The organism is Paenibacillus sp. BIC5C1 (assembly GCF_032399705.1).
GTDB classification, from domain to species: domain Bacteria; phylum Bacillota; class Bacilli; order Paenibacillales; family Paenibacillaceae; genus Paenibacillus; species Paenibacillus taichungensis_A.
This window is the reverse complement of the sequence record NZ_CP135922.1, coordinates 4,164,201-4,183,401: the sequence shown is the minus strand read 5'-3', so window position 1 is coordinate 4,183,401 and position 19,201 is coordinate 4,164,201. Positions and strand designations below refer to the sequence as shown.

Genomic DNA, 19,201 nt, shown 5'->3' with positions numbered 1-19,201 from the left:
CAATAAGAAAGGTACGATGTTGAGATGAAATCACCCCGCATCCTGAAGGAGCATTTGACAGGATATCTGTTCATCACACCGCAAATGATTGTTTTCCTGTTGTTTCTCGTCTATCCCATCATGGAAGGTTTTCGAATGAGTCTGTACCAAATTCAGTACTCCAGCGAAAAGTTTATTGGCTTTGATAACTATATCTCGTTGTTGAACGACCCTGTTTTCCTTCAGGCATTCTTCAACACCCTCGTATTTGTTGTTTGTATTGTCGTGCTTACGGTAGGCTTTGCTCTTTTCGTAGCCTCCAGCGTTTTTGACAAAAATGCAAAGTATGTCTCCTTTATTCGAGGGAGCTACTATATACCGGTCATGGTTTCGATGGTCGTCATGAGCATGATTTGGAGTTTTCTGCTGAACCCTTCCAGTGGGTTGATTTCCTATCTGGCCCGTGAGCAGGGAATAGGCAATATCAATCTGCTGGGAAACAAAATTACCGTGATGCCGGTCATTATTTTCGTAACCTTCGCTACCAATGTCGGACAGGCCATTATTTTATACATTGCTGCCATGATTGGAATTCCGAAAGATCTGATGGAAGCCGCTGAAGTAGACGGAGTTAGTCGGGTGCAAATGATTCGTCATATCCTGATTCCCTCCGTTCAATCAACGACGGTATATATTACGATTATTAACATTATCGCCGTACTTAAGATCTTTGTCGTCATTCAGCTCCTGACCGGTGGAGGTCCGAACAATGCATCTGTAACGCTGATGTACTACCTTTACAATAATGCTTTTAAATTCAATCAGCTCGGCGTAGCATCCGCGGTAGGTGTCATCATGTTTGTGATTACGCTCCTGTTGTCGATTCCCCAGCTACGCACAGTGCTCAGGGTGAAATGAGGAGAGGATCATGATGCGTAACAGAATTAGACCTGGACGAGAACCTTACGACATGGTTACCAATGTGATTGTTACTTTCTTTGCCATTCTCAATTTGTTTCCGTTGTACTGGTTATGGACCAGTTCCCTGAAAAACAGTGCCGACGTTGTGAAAATGCCCCCGGACTGGTTCCCGAAAGATATCACCTTCTCCAATTATGTGGACATTTTTCAGAATCAACCGGCGCTGCGCTGGACCTTCAACAGTCTGTATGTCTCATTCGTCAGTACCGTTCTGGTGGTCATTATAGGAGCTATGGCGGCTTACGCTTTTTCCAAATTGACGTTTCCAGGTCAGAATGTGATCTTTATTATTTTCATCTCAAGCCTGATGATTCCGAAAGAAATTATGATCGTTCCCCTGTTTCAAATTACGCAAGATTTTGGCTTGATTAATTCCTATGGCGGCATGATTTGGCCAAACGTGGCAACGGCCTTCGGGGTGTTTATGTTAAAAGGATTTTTTGATCAGACCCCAAGCGCACTCCGTGAAGCTTCGAGAATCGACGGGGCAGGAGAGTGGAGAACCTTTTTGCAGATTATGCTGCCGATTATAAAGCCGGGGATCGGTGCCTTATTCATCCTGAACTTTGTTCAGGTGTGGAATGATTACCTTTGGCAAATGATTGTGGGACAAGAGAAGAACATGAAGACCCTCATGGTGGGAACGGCGACCTTAATGCAGGACATGAATCCGAATTTTGCTTACAAAATGGCTGGCGCATTTGTCGCAGCACTGCCGATGCTACTCATATTTATCTTGTTCCAGAGATATTTTACCCAAGGAATTACAGCTGGAGCGGTTAAAGAATAGGATGGAGGAGAGAGAAGATGTCCAAAGATCGTAATGTACTGCAAAACTTAAAAGGAAAGCTCATTGTTTCCTGTCAGGCGCTACCTGAGGAACCATTGCATAGTTCTTATATTATGGGAAGAATGGCATATGCAGCTTATTTGGGAGGGGCAGCAGGGATTCGTGCCAACAGCATAGAGGATATAGAAGAAATCAGAAAACATGTCTCATTGCCGATCATAGGAATCATCAAGAAAGTACATCCTGACTCCGATGTTTTCATTACGCCAACACAGCGAGAAGTAGACGCATTGGTGCGCGCAGGGGTTGACATCATTGCACTTGACGCCACAGATCGAATAAGACCTGATCATACAACGATCACAGAAATTTTTCCGATGCTTCGGGAAACGTACCCGGATCAGTTATTTATGGCCGATTGTTCAACCTACAATGAAGGTATTCAAGCAGAAATCCTTGGTTTTGATTGTGTCGGAACGACTCTCAGCGGATATACGAATGCAACAAAAGGAAGACAACTTCCCGATTTTGAGATGGCCGAAAGGCTGGTCAACAACCTTAAGGTTCCGCTGATCGCCGAAGGAGGTATTTCCACACCTGAAGAACTCGCCCTTTTATTCGAACTCGGTGTTCATACAGCAGTAGTGGGTTCTGCAATAACCAGACCTTATGAGATCACTAAAAGATTTGTGCATGCCATTCATAAGAGCAAAGCTCCCATTGCAGGGAATGAGTAATGAACATACTGGCATGTGATATTGGCGGTACGAGAATCAAGCTCGGCCTGTGCAATACTGCGGGTGACATTACAGAATATCAGGAGTACGCAACAAATGCCATCCGAGGCGGTGTTCAACTTATTGAACGAGTAATGGAATTGATGTCGGTGTACAGTAAATATGAAGCTATTGCGGTCAGTACCGCCGGACAAGTTCATCCTGTTGATGGATCTATTCGTTATGCCAATCCCAATATTCCGAATTATACAGGCGTTCAGGTGAAGAGTATTCTGGAAGAACGTTTTCATAAACCCGTAATGGTGGAAAATGATGTGAATGCGGCTGCTCTGGGAGAAGCATGGGTAGGTGCAGGACATTCTTTTAATGATTTTATCTGCTTAACGTTCGGGACGGGTATCGGGGGCGCCATTGTAATTGAAAGAAAGATCTATAAGGGATTCAAAGGATCTGCAGGGGAGTTTGGGCATATGCTTATGCATCCAGTCATACGTTCAACCGATACCATGTGGGATAGCATGTACGAAAACCTTGCATCCACGACAGCACTCGTTAAAAAGGCCCAAGAAATTGATTCTCACATTACAAGTGGGAAAGATTTTTTCGCAAAGATTGATGTGGGAGGTGCAGCACTTGAAACATTATTGCACAGCTGGGTGTGTGAGGTTTCAAGAGGAATTGCAACACTGATCCATATTTTCAATCCTCCCGCAGTCATCGTTGGAGGGGGAATCATGGAGCAAGAGTGGCTTGTCTCACGTATTTCCGATTGTACACGGGAACTTCTGCTGGACAGCTTCAAGCATACAGAGATCATTCCAGCCAGGCTCGGCAATAAAGCAGGATTAATTGGAGCTGCCTCTTTGTTTTTGTTTCATCAGGATCATGTGAAGAAAAATGTAGCAAAAAAATGATACATTGGGAAGAAGTTCATTGTCCTGTTAAAAGTCGCTGCAAAGCGGCTTTTTTTGCTTTGAAGGTTAACAGGTTAATTCGATTCCATTGTTGAATTGATAATAAATGTTCTTTAACCCAGAGCATATTAATTTGCCAAAATAGTGATAATTATTATAGACTATTTTTTATCGGTTAATTGTCCAAGGGGGAAAAGGAATGAATCAAAGGAACGTGCAGAAGTCTAACAAACTGAAAATCATCTCCAAAGTATTATTGATTATGATCGGGGCTTTCATCACCTCATATGGTCTGGAAGCTGTATTAATTCCAAACAATGTATCAGACGGTGGTGTGACAGGTCTTAGTATCGTTGGCTCACAACTGTTTGGTTTACCGTTAGGGATGCTGATTGGTATCATCAACATTCCATTTGTATGGTTAGGTTACAAACAAATAGGTAAGAGCTTTGCTATTTACTCCATTATCGGTATTGCCTCGCTAGCTGTTGGTACAAGCCTTATGCACCATGTACCAACGATTATTCAAGGGGATACACTGTTAATTACCGTTGTGGGCGGGATTATCATCGGTTTTGGTATGGGTTTGGCGCTGCGTAATGGTGGGGCATTGGATGGAATCGATATGTTGGCTGTCCTGCTTTCACGCAAATTACCTTTTGGAACCAGTGATCTAATCTTATTCTTGAACATGTTTGTCTTTATTGTCGTTTCAACTGTATTTGGTCTGCAAGGGGCGATCTTGTCTGCACTTGCTTATTACATCGCTTCCAAAGTGATACATATCGTTGAAGAAGGTTTGAGCGGCTCCAAAACCTTTAAAATTATTACCAATCAACCGGAGATCATGGTCGAAACCATTCGTGACCGATTGGGTCGTGGAGCAACCTATACCGATGCTTACGGTGGTTATTCCAATGAACAATTCAAAGAGATTACCTGTGTAATCAACCGTATGGAAGAAAGCAAAATCAAGGATATCATACACGAAATTGATCCCAATGCTTTTATAGTTGTTTATGATGTAGCTGAAGTTAAGGGTGGCAATTTCAAAAAGAAAGATATTCACTAATCACTGCAATGAGCTGGAGTTACTGTGGCGAAGAAAAAGAATTTATCATACAAAAAAGTCGCTAATTTAGCGGCTTTTTTTGTTATTAGGGTAGAAGTTATGGTATCAAGTCGTATCCAATAACTTCTACCTTTAGGAGCTCATCATTCTTTGGCAATCCGCAACTGTATTTCGGTCAGAAATTGATCAGTGATGATCGTATCACGATTATCAATTTCATAGATTTCAAAAGGATTATCCATTACACAGAGCCCTTTTTCCTCCGCATAAGCAACGACTTCAAGCATTTTTTCATAACTTTGAAGGTAGTTACCCCTATAAAAAAGGGAAAGATACTCACCAGCTGGCAGGATGTAATCATAATCAATCCTTGCAGCATCACCAGGATTAAAAATAAAGAACACGGAGTTAAAAACATCCCTCACGCCATGTTTTAGTTCCTCAAGGGACACGGATGCACCATATAATTGGTTGCCGAAGTCTGGAATGAGACTTTTATGTTTTTGATGCAGCTTCTTAATGGCATAATCCATCTCCTCATCCCTAGTTATGCGTGTATTGAGCTGAAGACACGGCCGGTCGGGATACGTTTTAATGGAGAAAACTCCTGTCTGTATTTTGCTTGCGTCAGTCAATACCTTGATTCTGCCCTGAATAATACGCTGCGTAGTTTTGAGCTTGGCTATTTGTTCCTTAATCAGTTCCTGTTCAGTCAATAACAATTCAAGTGTGTTTTCGACACTTTGCTGATCTAAATACGCTTTGATCTGTTGCATGGTAAAATCCAACTGGCGCAGGTCCCGGATGATGTTCAGCTTATACATATCTTGAAGGCTGTACAGACGATATCCGTTTCCGTCTCGCCGAGGCACGAGCAATCCTAATTTTTCGTAATAACGCAGCGCGTCAACACCTATTCCGTAAAGCTTCGAGATTTCATTGATTTTATAATCGTTTTTCATCGGTTTTCTTCCTCGTTTGCATTTAGCTATTATATGCGTGCGCGTATGCTGAAGTCGCGCCATACACTTCCTTATACAGTAATTTTCTCACCATTTCAAATTGTGTCGGGGTCAACTTTGCCGGATAACTCATGATCTGTAAAGGTAAGGTTTGCTGACTTACAGCACGAAGGGGTGGCTGAACATAAGAATGATCTCCCAGGCAGAATCCCAGGCGCTCATAAAATCCAATCCTTCTCCGCTTAAGCTCATCTTCCGGCAATTCGACTTCCAATATTACCGGCTTGGCGGAATGATTCATGAAACGCTCCATTAACCGCTTGCCTATGCCGCCCCCACGAATGTTCGGGGAAACAGCCAAATGCTCAACATATCTGAACGAATCGAACTCCCATCCTGCGAGAAATCCAATCACTTCATTCTGCTCATTAACCTCTGTAAGAAGGCGATAACTTGAATGGGACAGCAACTTCTTCTGTTCTGAATATTCCCGATATTCGGCTTCGGGAAACGATTTCTTCATAATTTCAAACGCTTGGTCAAACTGTTTTTGCAACATCATCTTAATCCACTCCTGATTCGTAAAGCCATATTTGTTATAAACCACGTTAAACCCTGGTACGATACCAGAGTCAAGCAATATGGCGGAAAAGTTGGGCAGACCGAAGTGATAAAAGCATTGTGAGTGGATAAAGGAGGGCGATTCACAATATTTAAAAGTTTACTTATCGCAACTTTTTTTGGACGAGGTCAAACTCTTTCGTTGTACAGACATTGTTTTACTTGGTTCAAAACGTTTCTCTAGACCCACACAACATCGTGATGATACCATCGTAAAGTGCTAGAAAACAGTTGGAATCAGGGGGATTACGTTAGTGGAGCAAATAAAGTATGACAACTTAAAATTGGGTGAAAAGGGAGCAATCATCAGTATTATTGCTTATATTTGTTTGACTGCAATCAAAATGATTATTGGTTATATGTCTAATTCTGAGGCTTTAAAAGCCGATGGTTTAAACAATGCTACCGATATTATTGCTTCGATCGCGGTTCTTATCGGTCTGAGACTTGCTCAACGACCTGCTGATAAAGATCATACATACGGACATTGGAAAGCAGAGACCGTTGCCTCACTGGTTGCGTCTTTCATAATGATGGTAGTTGGGCTGCAAGTGCTTTACGGAGCGATTACATCCGTATTCCAGGGAAAAAGCGAATCTCCGGATATCATTGCAGCCTGGACAGGCATATTATGTGCCGCTGTGATGTATCTGGTATACAGATATAACAAAAAACTTGCTTTGAAGATCAAGAGCCAAGCGGTTATGGCAGCTGCAAAAGACAATATCTCTGATGCCTGGGTTAGTATAGGAACAGTTATAGGAATTATTGGTTCACAATTCGGCCTACCATGGCTCGACCCATTAACAGCTGTAGCGGTGGGCTTTCTAATATGTAAAACCGCTTGGGACATTTTTCGTGAAGCAACACACCATCTTACAGATGGATTTGACGAAGAGCTAATCAAGGAATACAGGAGCACAATTGCCAATGTAGATGGCGTAGAGGCGGTTAAAGATTTAAGAGCCCGGAATTACGGTAATAATGCCGTTGTCGATGTGGTAATCCTTGTACGATCGGATTTGGATCTTCAGAAAGCTCATGATATTTCAACAAATGTAGAAGACGAATTGTTAAAGGAACATGAGGTATACACTGTTCATGTTCATGTCGAACCAGATTCGGATGAAGCCCCTAACGAAGCACTTTAATTATAAATCATGAGAGGCAAATATAAGGACTTGCCAATAAACATGGACATACTCTATTGACTTATGACGAAACAGGTAGCCCTCAGGCTACCTGTTTTTTAGTTGGAAGGGTCACCGAACATGTCTTTTTGGTTTCTTTTGCGGAAACTTCTCGGAGATTCACCGACTGTTTTGGTAAATAGAATCGTAAAGTAGTTTGGGTTCTCGTACCCAACCAACTTGGAGATTTCCCATACTTTTTTCTTGGTTGAAACCAACAATCGGGTCGCTTCGCCCATTCTTCGTTGAATGAGGTAATGATAAGGGGAGGTACCGTAGCAATTTTTATACATATGAATCAAGTAATAGAAGTCGATATGGAATTGATCAGCCAAGTCTTTCAGCTTAATATTTTGACGATAGTTCGTGTCCAGATAATCTTTGATACTTTCAGCGAGGGTATTGCTTTGAACGATCTCATTTGCTGTGAGCTGATGGTGAGACATGCGATCGATAATCAGCAGCACGGCATTCAGCAGATGATGGGAAATAGAGTTATAACCTTCTTCCCGGATCGAAAATTCATTAAACATGGTCTGCATTAATGACCGAATCTCTTCCGAATAACGATTGGCACGAACGACTGGATCGCTGCCAGGAGGAATAACCCAATCATTGTTGGTGCGGGTGCCCGCTTTGAAACGAAAGCCGCAATAAAAGGTGGATAAAGGGAATTCCGGGTCCGATCTTTCCTCGTGAAGCGTGCCTTTGTTATATACAAGAACATCTCCCTTTTGAGCCGAGTGCTTTGTCCCATCAATCGTGAACGAGCCCTGACCCTCATTAACATAAATAATCTCATGCAAATCGTCATGCTTGTGGGTGGGAAAACTCCAATGAGGATTATCTGCCAACTTCCCTACATAAATAATAATGCAATCTTGATCTTCATGTAGTCGGTCGGGTTCATGGCGTGTATTCATTAATGTCTTCCCTTCAAGATTCTGTGGTGAAATGACAACATACATAATGTTTTGGATGAAGATCACAACAACCTTGATTGTCGCTTAGCATGTCTGACAGTACAATTTCACTATTCAATAATATGTACTATATATCGAATGGAAGGGATGTGAAAGCATAATTTGTTAAGAATGGAATTCATTTAAGAAAATGAAACGCTTGCAACATTAGAGAGAATTGTGAGGGCTTATTATTGACTAGAAAAAGAGAAAATTTACTTATTTTAACACTTACATTGGTTAGCTTTGTATTGGGAACAACCGAATACGTAATTGTGGGCGTATTGAAGGAAATCGAAACCTATATGAAAGTATCGCTGGCTGCCGCAGGCGCGCTCGTATCCGGCTTCGCCATTGCCTATGCAATCGGAACACCGTTTGCCGTTGCTTTCTTAGCCAAAATTCCCCGAAGAAACTCCATTTTAATCGGGTTTGCAGTCGTGCTTGCCTTGAACGTACTTACCATTTTCTCAACGACGTTCTATTCCTTGATGGTTATTCGGATCGTTTCAGCAGTAGCATGCGGACTTACGATATCGCTTTCGATCTCGATTGCAAGCGACGCTGTTAACCCGGAGCGTAGAGGGGAAGCAATCGCCTGGATACTGGGCGGATTTTCCATAGCCAATGTGCTAGGCGTTCCTCTCGGCACGTTCATCGGACAGCATCTGAACTGGTCCATGACGTTTGTTGTTACAGCATGCATCGGGGTCGTGCCATTCATATTCATGTTCCGAATTCTTCCGCGACAAACAACGACCATTGCCGGTTCATTCAGCGATCAGATGACGCTATTTATGAAGCCGCGCATATTGCTGGCCTGCTTGATTCCGGTTCTTGGAAACAGTTGTATTTTTGTGGTTTTCACTTATATTACTCCTTTGCTGGGGAATTCCATGGGTGTACCTGCGCGTTGGATTAGCGCTGTACTCCTCATCTACGGTGCCTGCAGCATACTGAGCAACTGGATCGGTGCCAAAATAGCTAAAGGAGATTTCTTACCTAAGCTTAAATGGCTTTTCGTCATTCAAGCTGCCATCTTTATGGGACTCAGCTTCACTGTGTCTCACCTGTGGCTGGGCTTGGCGTTTTTGTTCCTGATCGGTTGCCTGTCATCATCCATGAGCGCCGCCTCCCAGCTCTATCTGTTCGACGTCTCTGGAGCAATCGCGCCGAATTCCAGACCGTTCGCATCCACGTTGCTGCCCGTGGCGGCAAACGTGGGGATAGCCCTCGGCTCCGGAGTTGGCGGGCTTGCTGTCAATTTAGGTGGTGTGAAGTGGGTGCCACCAGTAGCTGTGATATTAGCTTTGATGGCTTTTGTGATCACAGCGATCTGCCAGCGTTCCATTCAATTGAAGCCGGAAGGTGTCACTGCTCCAAAAGTAGACTACTCGATTCCAAGTACCAATTAGTGGCTCCTGAAGTCTGCTTCTCTAGTCCACAATTGTGACGTTTCATTGAGCAAGCAAATTGAAACGAAATTTCCATACATGTACGAGCACGGAAAGCCGCTAATTTAGCGGCTTTTTTTGTTTTTTCGGATACATTTCTAGAAAAAAATTATTGTGAAATTAAGCTGAACAGCATCTTTTTCCCATGGATCACTTTTTTGTTCAAAACAAAAGTGGAAAGGAAGCATTCAAAAAAACGGTTGACGAAGGAAGATATCCTGTATAGAATGAAGCCGTAATTCAGTAATTTAGTAAATTAGTAATTTACTAAATTACTGAATAAAAAAATTTAGAGAATAGGAGGAATAAAAATGAAAGAAGCAGTTGCTCCAGAGCACAAACCTGTTGTCGTAGCGGAGCACTATGAAAAGGTGGATGGACGACTGGCCAGCAACCTGGACGCAAAAGGCCTTTCACTGGGCTTGACCCAGTGGGGCGATTGGGGAAAGGTTAATATATCGGCTAAGGCGTGGGAAAATACGGGAGAAAAATGCTCAATGCAATCAGAAGAGCTGCCTCTCCATCGCGTACTTGATTTGTCGATTCTGATCTGTAGATCCCTCGAGTATTTTCAAGAGGCCTATCGACATGAACATCTTTATGATCCACAGGAGCCTGTCATCGATCGCATTGCTCTTCAAGGTAGTGCCATGACAGTGGGAGTTTGTATAGACGATGAGAGCATCAATGAGAACATTCAGTTATTCAGCCAGGCTCTTCAAGATAATGATGAAATGAATAGTGAACGGCTGCGCGCGTTAGCAAAAATCTTAAAGGATATGGGGTATTGAAATGTTTGCCAATCCATATGTTCGAACTATTATTTTTTCCCGGGTGCTCTTGCAGCTCGGAATTTGGATCAGAAATTATGCCGTTCTTCTTTATGTCTCCGAATTGACGCATAATAATCCGGTTGATATATCACTGATTTCGGTAGCGGAATTTTCACCAATCTTTATATTTGGTCTGATTGGTGGTACTTTTGCCGATCGCTGGCGACCGAAAAAAACAATGGTATGGAGTGATTTATTATCAGGTTTGGCCGTTGGTGTTGTATTGCTTACGGTCATGAACGGTGGATGGATTGCACTTCTAATTGGATCTTTCGTTTCTGCCAGTTTGTCACAGTTTTCTCAGCCTTCAGCGATGAAACTGTACAAAAGGCATGTACCAGCCGAACAATTGCAGGGCGTAATGGCTATGTCCCAAACGCTTGTTGCTGTCTTTATGGTTTTGGGGCCGGTCATTGGCACTTTTATTTTCATAAAGTTTGGCATTAGCGTATCCCTCATCCTGACTGCGGCTATGTTTGTGGGTTCTTCGCTTGTATTATCATTACTTCCTCAGGATGTAGAGGAGGAGAACTCAGGGAATACTGGCGGCTTCGTTAGAGAGCTGACAGATGGCCTGCGGTATATCGGGGCGAATAAATCCTTGAGAACACTTGGATTAACATTCTCGGCAGTTGGTTTGGCATCAGGACTGACTCAGCCGCTTCAGCTCTTTCTTGTCATTGAAAATTTGGGTCAGGATAAAGAGTTCTTGCAATGGCTGGTGATGGCGAATGGGGCGGCCATGTTGGTCGGAGGTGCAGTGATCATCGCAATCGCTAAAAAGGTGAAGCCACAGTTATTGCTTCTAGTTGGTTTACTTGTTAATGCAATCTGTACGGTTGGCATGGGCGCATCAACACAAATTTGGTTAACCATTATTCTGCTCGTAATTAGTGGTTTGTTCTTCCCGTGTATTCAAGGTGGAATTCAGACGCTTCTTGTGCGGAATACGGAAGGAGCATTTATTGGCCGGGTATCCGGAGCAATTATGCCGATTTTTATGGGAATGATGGTGATTGGCATGCTTACCTCTGGATATCTCAAAGATACGTTTTCCCTGCTTAGTGTATTTATAGGGAGTGGTGTTTTTGTGATAATCGGTGCGTTATTATTGCTTCCTATCGTCATTGAAAGAAGAAATAAAGCCGAGGAAACTACATCATGACGGACAGGGAGGAGAAAACAATGCAGGAACATCAACATGAAGAATATTTCTTATCACCTCAGAGAGCATTAACAGATGCAGAAGAAAAGCTGGTGTGGAAGAAGCCATTGTCTCATATGTCGAGCGAAGAAGAACGACGTATTACTAAAGAAGTAAAACGAAACTGGCATCGTGGGGAAATGAAGATTTCCAATATTCTCCTAGAAGGAGATGCCGGTTCTGGCAAAACACAATTGGCAAAAGCATTATCCGCTAATTTCGGATTGCCTTATACGAAAGTGACCTGTTTTGCAGATATGGACAAATCGGATATTATTGGTGCTATTTTGCCGGTGATTTCTCCTGAACGATTAGAGACATTGGAACCCTCGGAGCAAACCGCTTTGAAAGCATTGTATGAAAGCGATCATTTTCAAAGCACAACGCAAATAATAATGAGTGCATTGGATATTTCAAAAGAACAAGCAGCGAACAAGATGAAACAATTGCTGAAGCTGGTTGTAGATCAGACGGACGGAGAAGCCGTTGAGTACAGATTTTATCCCTCGGAGATCGTTAGAGCCTATCAAAAGGGTTATCTTCTGGAAATACAGGAGCCGAATGTCATTCGGGATGCAGCAGTGTTGATGGCGTTAAATTCTGCTTTGGAACTGGACGGTAGTATTAATCTACCTACTGAAATCATACACAGACATCCGGACTTCATTGCGGTCATTACAACCAATCGCAGTTATGTAGGGTCGAGGCATTTAAATGAAGCGCTTCGGGACAGGGTTCAACACTCGGAGAAGATGGATCTTCCGAGCAAAGAAATCATGATGGAACGTGCCAAAGTCAAAACTGGTTATGAGGATGAGCAGGTATTAAGTGTGTTAGCGGATACGATTATGATTTTGGACACTACAGCCCGAGCCAATGCCATCAAAGGTGTGGCTGGAATGCGTTCTTTTTTCTATTGGACTGATGCAGTTGCGGGAGGAGCCTCGGCTAAAGAATCTCTTTATCACAAGGTTATCTACAAAATAACGACCGATTCAGAGGAAATTAAAATCCTGGAAGAAGCACTCCACAAGCATGATCTGATTACCCATGTAGAGAGCATCACGAATGAAGTAAAAAAAAACGGGAATCCAACGATGACTCTGCCATAGAGATCAAGATATGGGGAGACAGTGATGACATTGCCGTTGAGCATGAGAGTATTGAAGATGAAGAGGGGATCACACTAAAGAAATCTGCGGATAGTGAAGAGTCTGCTGCTTGTGTATCCGTTAACTCTGCGGATATGGGAAGGGAGGATACGGGAGAAGACGCTTCTCCAATGTATCATCAGACCAATCCCGAATCCAAGTCAGAGGAAGAAAAACAAAAAGAGCGCGATTTCCGTAAAAAGCTTAATCAAGTCACAAGAGAGAGCGTGGCGGATTCGATTCATGAAAAAGTAAAACTCATCGTTCACCGCCCGGCTTACGATTATGACTTCCAAGAGGAATATTACAATCTAAGCAGAAAGCTTATACCCGTAGTACAGGAGATTGCGAGAAAGACACTCCCGCTGTTGGAACATGAGTCTTCATCTGAATTTGAGAAGAATAAGTACTATGGCAGCAAGTTTCATGCAGACAGCGTCGTATATAAGGATTACAGGCATTTTGCAAAAAAAAGCCCTCCGACGGAATTGCCATCCCTTGTAGTAGGTCTAAGAGTGGATGAATCAGCATCGATGTCAGCGTTTGGGAGATTAGAAGCAGCTAAGCGTGCAGTCATCGCGGTATATGAATTTTGTCAAATCAGCAATATTCCAGTATTAATCTACGGTGATACCGCGGATGTTTCCAGAATGGAGCAGATGTCGATCTTTGCTTATACTGATCTCGATCAACCGAATATTAACGATCGATTCAGACTCATGGGAATTCAGGCCAGAAGTAACAATCGTGATGGAATGGCTCTTAGAATTATGGCAGAACGATTAGTGCTTGCACCGCAGCAGACCAAGTTGCTAATTAGTATCAGTGATGGACAGCCCAAAGCAATGGAAAATTACACTGGAAGCTATGCCATCAGAGACATGCAGCAAACCATAGAGGCATATGAACGGAAAGGAGTTACTTTCCTTGCATCTGCAATTGGTCAAGACAAAGATGTCATTAGCGAGATTTATGGTCATGAACGATTTTTGGATATTACCAATTTACGTGAATTTCCTGCAAAATTAGTTCGGATTATCGCTCGGTATTTATAATTTTACCAATGTATATTAACTAAGATAAGGAGAGAGAGAGATGGATATGAATAAGCGCAGGGAGCTGCTGGAGGAATATAAGCAGATCAAGACGTATATGGGTGTAGCCCAAATTAAAAACAAAGTTAACGGAAAAATCTATATCGACAGCTATCCCAACTTGAAAAACAAATGGTTTACTCTACAGATGCAACTGGATCAAGGAAGATTTGCGAATGCCGAGTTACAAAAAGAATGGAAAGAATTCGGAGAAGAGGCATTCACTTATGAGGTACTGGAACAGAAGGACATCGATAAGGTGACGGATGTGCGTTGGGAACAAAAACAAATCCTGAAGCCGTGGCTTCAGAAGTTACAGCCCTATGGAGAAAAAGGCTATAATAGACCTCCAAAGAATTAGATCTTGTAACAGGAGACTGATTTGACTAACGGTTAAAATCAAGATAAGATGAAACCGTCGTTTAGTAAATTAGTAAAAAGGTAAACGGAATGAGGGAATGAAATTGAAAATACCTACAACGTTAAAACATAAACCTGTTGTCGTATCGGATAATTATGAAAAGGTTGATGGCCGAATGGCCGGGAACACGGACGCAAAAGGTCTTTCCCTGGGATTGGCCCAGTGGAACGATAGAGGAAAGGTTGATATTTCAGCCAAAGTATGGAGATATACCGGAGAAAAGTGGTCCAGACAATCCGAAGAACTGCCTCTCCATCGCGTGTTGGATTTGTCCATTCTGATCTGTCGGTCTTTGGAACATTTTCGCGAGGCCTATAGATATGAGCATTTATATGACCCGGAGCAGCCTGTCATCGATCGTGTTGGACTGCAAGGGGATGCAATGTCCGTGGAGATTTGTACGGACAATGAGAGAATAAATGAAGATATTAAGCTGTTCAGCCAAGCTCTGAGTGATGACGATGAAATGATCGGCGAGCGTTTGCGTACATTGTCCAAAATATTAAAGGATATGGGTTATTAACAGGAAAACGTCATTTATAAAGGGATTGAGCAAAAAGAGCCTAAACATCTATAGATGTTTAGGCTCTTTGATGTGAGTTGAATATAACATACTTAGTTAGCAATGAAATTCCCCATTCGATTGCTTTTATGAATCTCTTCCGTTCCAGCATCGAGAGCAGTCCTGTAATAAGCACGTTTATGTTCAATAACTTCCATAGTCTTTCTAAGTTCTTCCATTTGCGCCTCTACACTCGCCTTGCGTTCCGTGAACATGTCATATCGCTCTTGCAAGGTGGAGTCCCCCTCGGAACACCATGCAATAAAATCTTTGATATCCTTGATCGGCATCCCGGTAGATTTCAGACATTGAATGATCTTTAAAAAATCGATGTCTGATTCTTTAAAATTTCGTGCTCCGCCAGGGGTACGTTCAACAAAAGGCATGAGTCCTTCCTTATCGTAGTAACGCAAAGTATATACGGTTAGATTCAATTCTTTAGCGACCTCGCTAATTGAATACGTCATTTATTTTCCTCTTTTCTTACTCATATAGACTTCGAGCTAACTCTAGGATTGTCTTTTGGGATTCTACCACGCAGGTTGCAAGATGTCAAAGTTTCTAAAGAGAGTTGACCTAGAGTTAACTAGAGGGATTAAGATCGTTTTGCAAGAGAAAAGGAAGAATGACAATCTTAGGAGGTTTTATGATGATAACTGCTAAAGCACGAGCTGTTGATGGTCCGGACCAATCGTTCCGGGCAGCCGAGATTAAACGACGCGATCTGGACTTGCACGATGTCCTGATCGAAATTAAATATGCTGGCATATGCCACTCTGATATCCACACTGCTCACGGTGAATGGGGTCCCGTAAACTACCCGCTCGTACCTGGACATGAGATCGCAGGAATTGTCACCGATGTAGGAGCCGAGGTTTCAAGGTACAAAGTTGGTGACCGAGTGGGGGTTGGATGTATGGTTGACTCCTGTGGCGAATGTGAGAACTGCCGCCAAGGAGAAGAGCAGTACTGTCTCAAAGGAAATGTTCCCACCTACGCAGGTGTTGATAAATACGGCGAGCCTACACTAGGTGGATACTCCACTCACATCGTCGTAACCGAGGAGTTCATCGTTCGGATTCCAGACAACATCGAGCTGGATGTCGCTGCACCTTTACTTTGTGCAGGTATTACAACATACTCGCCGCTAAATCATTGGGGAGCTGGACCAGGTAAAAAAGTAGCGGTTGTAGGTCTGGGTGGACTGGGTCATATGGCTGTCAAAATTGCACATGCCATGGGCGCAGAAGTAACTGTTCTGTCACAATCATTGAAGAAAAAAGAGGATGGTTTGCAATTCGGGGCAGATCATTACTATGCCACAAGTGAACCAGATACGTTCGCAAAACTCGCCGGGTCGTTTGATCTGATTATTAACACGGTAAGTGCGAATATCGACATTAATGCTTACTTCTCACTGCTCACTCTGGATGGCACATTGGTTAATGTGGGTGCTCCTGGGGAGCCTTTGGCAGTAAACGTGATGTCCCTCATCGGTCACCGTCGTTCATTTGCAGGTTCAATGATCGGTGGCATTCGTGAGACTCAGGAAATGCTTGATTTCTGTGCAGAACATAGTATCGTCCCTATGATCGAAGTTATTTCAGCTGACCAAATTGACGAGGCCTACCAACGTGTATTAGCTTCAGATGTGAAGTACAGATTCGTAATTGACACTAGCACAATTTAAGTTGTTTTATAATAGATTGTATGGGCCTTTACCATTTGAACTGCAACTATAAAAACAGAAAATCCAATCGCTCATAACATTGCGATTGGATTTTCTGTTGTATTAATCTGATACGACGAATTCATCAAAATTTCGAGAATCATACCATTAACCCACTTGAACTGTGGGACGAATAATCATTTCGTTAATCGCTACATCCGATGGTTGCTCAATTGCAAATGCGATGGCACGTGCGATGTGATCTGCATCAATAGCGGATTTGTAGAACTCATCTAGGCCTGCTTTGGACTCAGGATCACTTGTCGTTTCCAGTAACTCGCTGCTGACAGCACCTGGAGAAATATTGGTGACTCTGATATTGGTTCCACTCATAGCTTCTTCCTGGCGCAGACCTTCGGAGATGGCTGTAACGGCATGCTTCGTTCCACAGTATACGGTTCCACCTGGATATATGTTATGTCCGGCAACAGAGGAAAGGTTCAAAATATGACCTGATTTCTGTTCTCTCATGGACGGAAGAACTGCTGCAATAGCATAAAGGACACCCTTAATGTTTACATCGATCATATTGTCCCATTCATCAACTTTTTTCTTGAAAAGAAAGGCTTGAGGCATGATGCCTGCATTGTTGATTAGAACATCAATTTTCCCAAATTCGCTTAGTGCATATTCAGCCAAATCTTCCATTTGAGTATGCGAAGTCACATCTGTTGGTTTGATAATAGCGTGACCGCCATTGTTCTGAATTTCTCTTTGCAATTGTACTAAACGTTCTTCCCGACGAGCTGCCAATACCAGCTTGGCTCCTTTCGAAGCAAGAACTTTCGCGGTAGCTTCTCCAATCCCACTGGATGCTCCCGTAAGAATTACAACTTTACCCGCAATATTAGACATATTCGATTTCATTCCTTTCATATAGATACAGATTCTTTCGCCTTAGAGCGCGTTGTAACACTGATCATTCACAGGTTCTAACCATTCGGTTTGTCCAGGAGTCATGGCCAGATGCACAAACCAACTATCGGCTGTTGCCCCATGCCAGTGCTTAACGTTGGGAGCAATATTAATAACATCACCGGTTTTAAGCAATTGTGCGGGTTTACCTTCTTCCTGGTACCAGCCTTCACCACCTGTAACGAGTAAAACTTGACCTACAGCGTGCGAATGCCAATTATTGCGTGCTCCTGGCGCGAAAGTAACATTTCCAATGCTAGTGTTAAGTGGAGTTTCATCTGTAAAGACCATCTCCAGATAAGCATCTCCAATAAAATTGGCTTCTACTTTGTTTCCCAGTGGGAAGATGATGCTGTTACTCAAATGCTCGTTTGTCATGATGATTCCCTGCTTTCTTTCTATTCTATTTATAAATATCTTTTGCAATATTGAACGCAGACCATGCCTTAGGCCAGCCCACATAGAAGGAAAGGTGAGTAATGATTTCAGACACTTCATTACGAGTTACTCCATTTTCCTTTGCTTTATGAAGGTGTGGGGTTAATTGTTCGAAATTCCCACCGGCAATAAGTGCAGAGACTGTTATCATACTGCGATCATGACTGGATAATTCTTCTACTCTTGACCATACCTCGCCAAACAGAATATCGTCATTCAATTCTGCAAATTTGGGGGCGAACTCACCCAATATATCTCGTCCAGCCGTTTGTTTTTTTTCCATGGCTAAGTGATCCTCCATTCCTTGTACATTTAAGAATTATTTAGAATTTCCTTCTACTCGATAAGTCATCCACAATCCGTTATGTTCCATTTGTTCAACTCTTATCAATTCAAAATGAACGGGGGAGGTTTCTTTGCAACTCGAACCCTTCTCAAACATGGTCAAAGCCGGAGAGCTTGCCTCTGCAAAAGGAACGAATACGAGACTCAACTCATCAATCAAACCTTCATTCAGAAAAGAACCATTTAAGACACCGCCGCCTTCAAGCAGTACTCGATCAATGGAGAACAATGCTTTCAATTTTTTTACAACCGTCACAACGTTCAGCTCTTTCGTTCCACCAAAGATATAAGAGATGCCCAATTCTTGCAGATATGCGAGATAAGCATCGGGAACTTCTTCAGTCAGGACTTCAATGATGTGATCCGTTGTTCTGTTGCCATTCTCTTCGGGTATATAGTTGTGGTTCCAAGCCAATTTGCCGTGTGGATCTACAGCGATGGCATAAGTTTCAATGTCTCGCTGCGCAATATAGTCCGTTCGAGGAATGGGGGACAGCTTGTCTTGATTGAATGGAGGAATATATTCATGTGCAAAATGCTCTTGCATCGTGATTCGTCCGCACATCCAGGCATTACACTCGTAGCGGTCATGGATACGTTCATACTCATGAATGAAGTAGGCTGACCGATCATCTTCCAGAAAATCGCCGATAATTTTGCCATCCAACGAACTAAGCATATGACAAATCATATAGGGTCTGTCCATCGCAGCATCTCCTTTCGACATGAATGGGATAAAGTGAATGTCATCCATTACTGTAGTAACACTGATGTGTGATTTGAATTTACATTCATACAATAATGAACATCTATCTATTATTATATAAGGGAGAATTGTATAATCAAT

The 19,201-nt window shown here is 42.7% G+C and carries 22 protein-coding genes; 14 read left to right on the top strand and 8 right to left on the bottom strand.

Annotated features, from left to right (window positions below; translation table 11 throughout):
* The first annotated feature begins 24 nt into the window (after window positions 1-24).
* The 5 genes from RS891_RS18540 (at window position 25) to RS891_RS18520 (ending at window position 4,473) form a co-directional block, all read left to right on the top strand.
* Window positions 25-897, top strand: a complete 873-nt coding sequence (locus RS891_RS18540; protein ID WP_315792819.1) for a carbohydrate ABC transporter permease — start codon at window positions 25-27, stop codon at window positions 895-897.
* 10 nt (window positions 898-907) lie between these two features.
* Window positions 908-1,750 carry a carbohydrate ABC transporter permease gene (locus RS891_RS18535; RefSeq protein WP_315792818.1) on the top strand — a complete coding sequence of 281 codons (843 nt, stop codon included), beginning with the start codon at window positions 908-910 and terminating at the stop codon, window positions 1,748-1,750.
* 17 nt (window positions 1,751-1,767) lie between these two features.
* On the top strand, window positions 1,768-2,487 hold the full coding sequence (locus RS891_RS18530) for an N-acetylmannosamine-6-phosphate 2-epimerase (RefSeq protein ID WP_113054441.1): 720 nt from the start codon (window positions 1,768-1,770) through the stop codon (window positions 2,485-2,487).
* Window positions 2,487-3,401: an ROK family protein gene (locus RS891_RS18525; protein ID WP_113054440.1), complete on the top strand. Its 915-nt coding sequence runs from the start codon at window positions 2,487-2,489 to the stop codon at window positions 3,399-3,401. Before RS891_RS18530 ends, RS891_RS18525 begins: the two co-directional genes overlap by 1 nt.
* Before the next feature lie 199 nt (window positions 3,402-3,600).
* Window positions 3,601-4,473 (top strand): YitT family protein, encoded by an 873-nt coding sequence (locus tag RS891_RS18520; protein ID WP_076289180.1) that lies wholly within the window; start codon window positions 3,601-3,603, stop codon window positions 4,471-4,473.
* 143 nt (window positions 4,474-4,616) lie between these two features.
* On the opposite strand, the gene RS891_RS18515 is transcribed toward RS891_RS18520, so the two are convergent.
* The gene (locus RS891_RS18515; protein ID WP_315792817.1) at window positions 4,617-5,435 is read right to left on the bottom strand and encodes a MerR family transcriptional regulator; all 819 of its coding nucleotides are present in this window, start codon (window positions 5,433-5,435) and stop codon (window positions 4,617-4,619) included.
* A gap of 22 nt (window positions 5,436-5,457) precedes the next feature.
* Window positions 5,458-5,997: a GNAT family N-acetyltransferase gene (locus RS891_RS18510; protein ID WP_113054438.1), complete on the bottom strand. Its 540-nt coding sequence runs from the start codon at window positions 5,995-5,997 to the stop codon at window positions 5,458-5,460.
* A gap of 313 nt (window positions 5,998-6,310) precedes the next feature.
* Here RS891_RS18510 and RS891_RS18505 point away from each other — a divergent pair, with 313 nt between their 5' ends.
* Entirely contained in the window at window positions 6,311-7,207 is an 897-nt protein-coding gene (locus RS891_RS18505) for a cation diffusion facilitator family transporter (RefSeq protein ID WP_113054437.1), read from the top strand.
* Between the two features lie 98 nt (window positions 7,208-7,305).
* Here the strand turns inward: RS891_RS18505 and RS891_RS18500 are convergent, their stop codons facing one another.
* The gene (locus RS891_RS18500) at window positions 7,306-8,169 is read right to left on the bottom strand and encodes an AraC family transcriptional regulator (RefSeq protein ID WP_315792816.1); all 864 of its coding nucleotides are present in this window, start codon (window positions 8,167-8,169) and stop codon (window positions 7,306-7,308) included.
* Window positions 8,170-8,402: 233 nt separating this feature from the next.
* Here RS891_RS18500 and RS891_RS18495 point away from each other — a divergent pair, with 233 nt between their 5' ends.
* The 7 genes from RS891_RS18495 to RS891_RS18465 all read left to right on the top strand — a co-directional run bounded on the left by RS891_RS18495 (window position 8,403) and on the right by RS891_RS18465 (window position 14,888).
* Window positions 8,403-9,623: an MFS transporter gene (locus RS891_RS18495; protein WP_113054435.1), complete on the top strand. Its 1,221-nt coding sequence runs from the start codon at window positions 8,403-8,405 to the stop codon at window positions 9,621-9,623.
* A gap of 350 nt (window positions 9,624-9,973) precedes the next feature.
* A complete protein-coding gene (locus RS891_RS18490; protein WP_315792815.1) occupies window positions 9,974-10,453 on the top strand; it encodes a DUF6530 family protein in 480 nt (159 codons plus the stop codon).
* A gap of 1 nt (window position 10,454) precedes the next feature.
* Window positions 10,455-11,660: an MFS transporter gene (locus RS891_RS18485; protein ID WP_315792814.1), complete on the top strand. Its 1,206-nt coding sequence runs from the start codon at window positions 10,455-10,457 to the stop codon at window positions 11,658-11,660.
* Between the two features lie 20 nt (window positions 11,661-11,680).
* The gene (locus RS891_RS18480; RefSeq protein ID WP_113054556.1) at window positions 11,681-12,811 is read left to right on the top strand and encodes an AAA family ATPase; all 1,131 of its coding nucleotides are present in this window, start codon (window positions 11,681-11,683) and stop codon (window positions 12,809-12,811) included.
* Window positions 12,812-12,981: 170 nt separating this feature from the next.
* The gene (locus RS891_RS18475; RefSeq protein WP_315792813.1) at window positions 12,982-13,905 is read left to right on the top strand and encodes a vWA domain-containing protein; all 924 of its coding nucleotides are present in this window, start codon (window positions 12,982-12,984) and stop codon (window positions 13,903-13,905) included.
* A 40-nt stretch (window positions 13,906-13,945) separates the two neighbouring features.
* Window positions 13,946-14,305, top strand: coding sequence for a GIY-YIG nuclease family protein (locus RS891_RS18470; protein ID WP_113054431.1), 360 nt, complete (start codon window positions 13,946-13,948; stop codon window positions 14,303-14,305).
* A gap of 103 nt (window positions 14,306-14,408) precedes the next feature.
* Complete coding sequence (locus tag RS891_RS18465; protein WP_113054430.1) at window positions 14,409-14,888, top strand: DUF6530 family protein; 480 nt, start codon at window positions 14,409-14,411, stop codon at window positions 14,886-14,888.
* Between the two features lie 92 nt (window positions 14,889-14,980).
* On the opposite strand, the gene RS891_RS18460 is transcribed toward RS891_RS18465, so the two are convergent.
* The gene (locus RS891_RS18460; RefSeq protein WP_076289189.1) at window positions 14,981-15,394 is read right to left on the bottom strand and encodes a MerR family transcriptional regulator; all 414 of its coding nucleotides are present in this window, start codon (window positions 15,392-15,394) and stop codon (window positions 14,981-14,983) included.
* Between the two features lie 182 nt (window positions 15,395-15,576).
* Here RS891_RS18460 and RS891_RS18455 point away from each other — a divergent pair, with 182 nt between their 5' ends.
* A complete protein-coding gene (locus RS891_RS18455; protein ID WP_315796367.1) occupies window positions 15,577-16,617 on the top strand; it encodes an NAD(P)-dependent alcohol dehydrogenase in 1,041 nt (346 codons plus the stop codon).
* A gap of 147 nt (window positions 16,618-16,764) precedes the next feature.
* Here RS891_RS18455 and RS891_RS18450 read toward each other — a convergent pair whose 3' ends face one another.
* The 4 genes from RS891_RS18450 to RS891_RS18435 are packed head-to-tail and all read right to left on the bottom strand — an operon-like array spanning window position 16,765 to window position 19,060.
* On the bottom strand, window positions 16,765-17,511 hold the full coding sequence (locus tag RS891_RS18450; RefSeq protein ID WP_113054428.1) for an SDR family oxidoreductase: 747 nt from the start codon (window positions 17,509-17,511) through the stop codon (window positions 16,765-16,767).
* A gap of 42 nt (window positions 17,512-17,553) precedes the next feature.
* Window positions 17,554-17,949, bottom strand: coding sequence for a cupin domain-containing protein (locus RS891_RS18445; protein WP_315792812.1), 396 nt, complete (start codon window positions 17,947-17,949; stop codon window positions 17,554-17,556).
* A gap of 25 nt (window positions 17,950-17,974) precedes the next feature.
* A complete protein-coding gene (locus RS891_RS18440; RefSeq protein ID WP_113054426.1) occupies window positions 17,975-18,292 on the bottom strand; it encodes a carboxymuconolactone decarboxylase family protein in 318 nt (105 codons plus the stop codon).
* Window positions 18,293-18,328: 36 nt separating this feature from the next.
* Window positions 18,329-19,060: a dihydrofolate reductase family protein gene (locus RS891_RS18435; protein ID WP_315792811.1), complete on the bottom strand. Its 732-nt coding sequence runs from the start codon at window positions 19,058-19,060 to the stop codon at window positions 18,329-18,331.
* Window positions 19,061-19,201 lie beyond the last annotated feature (141 nt).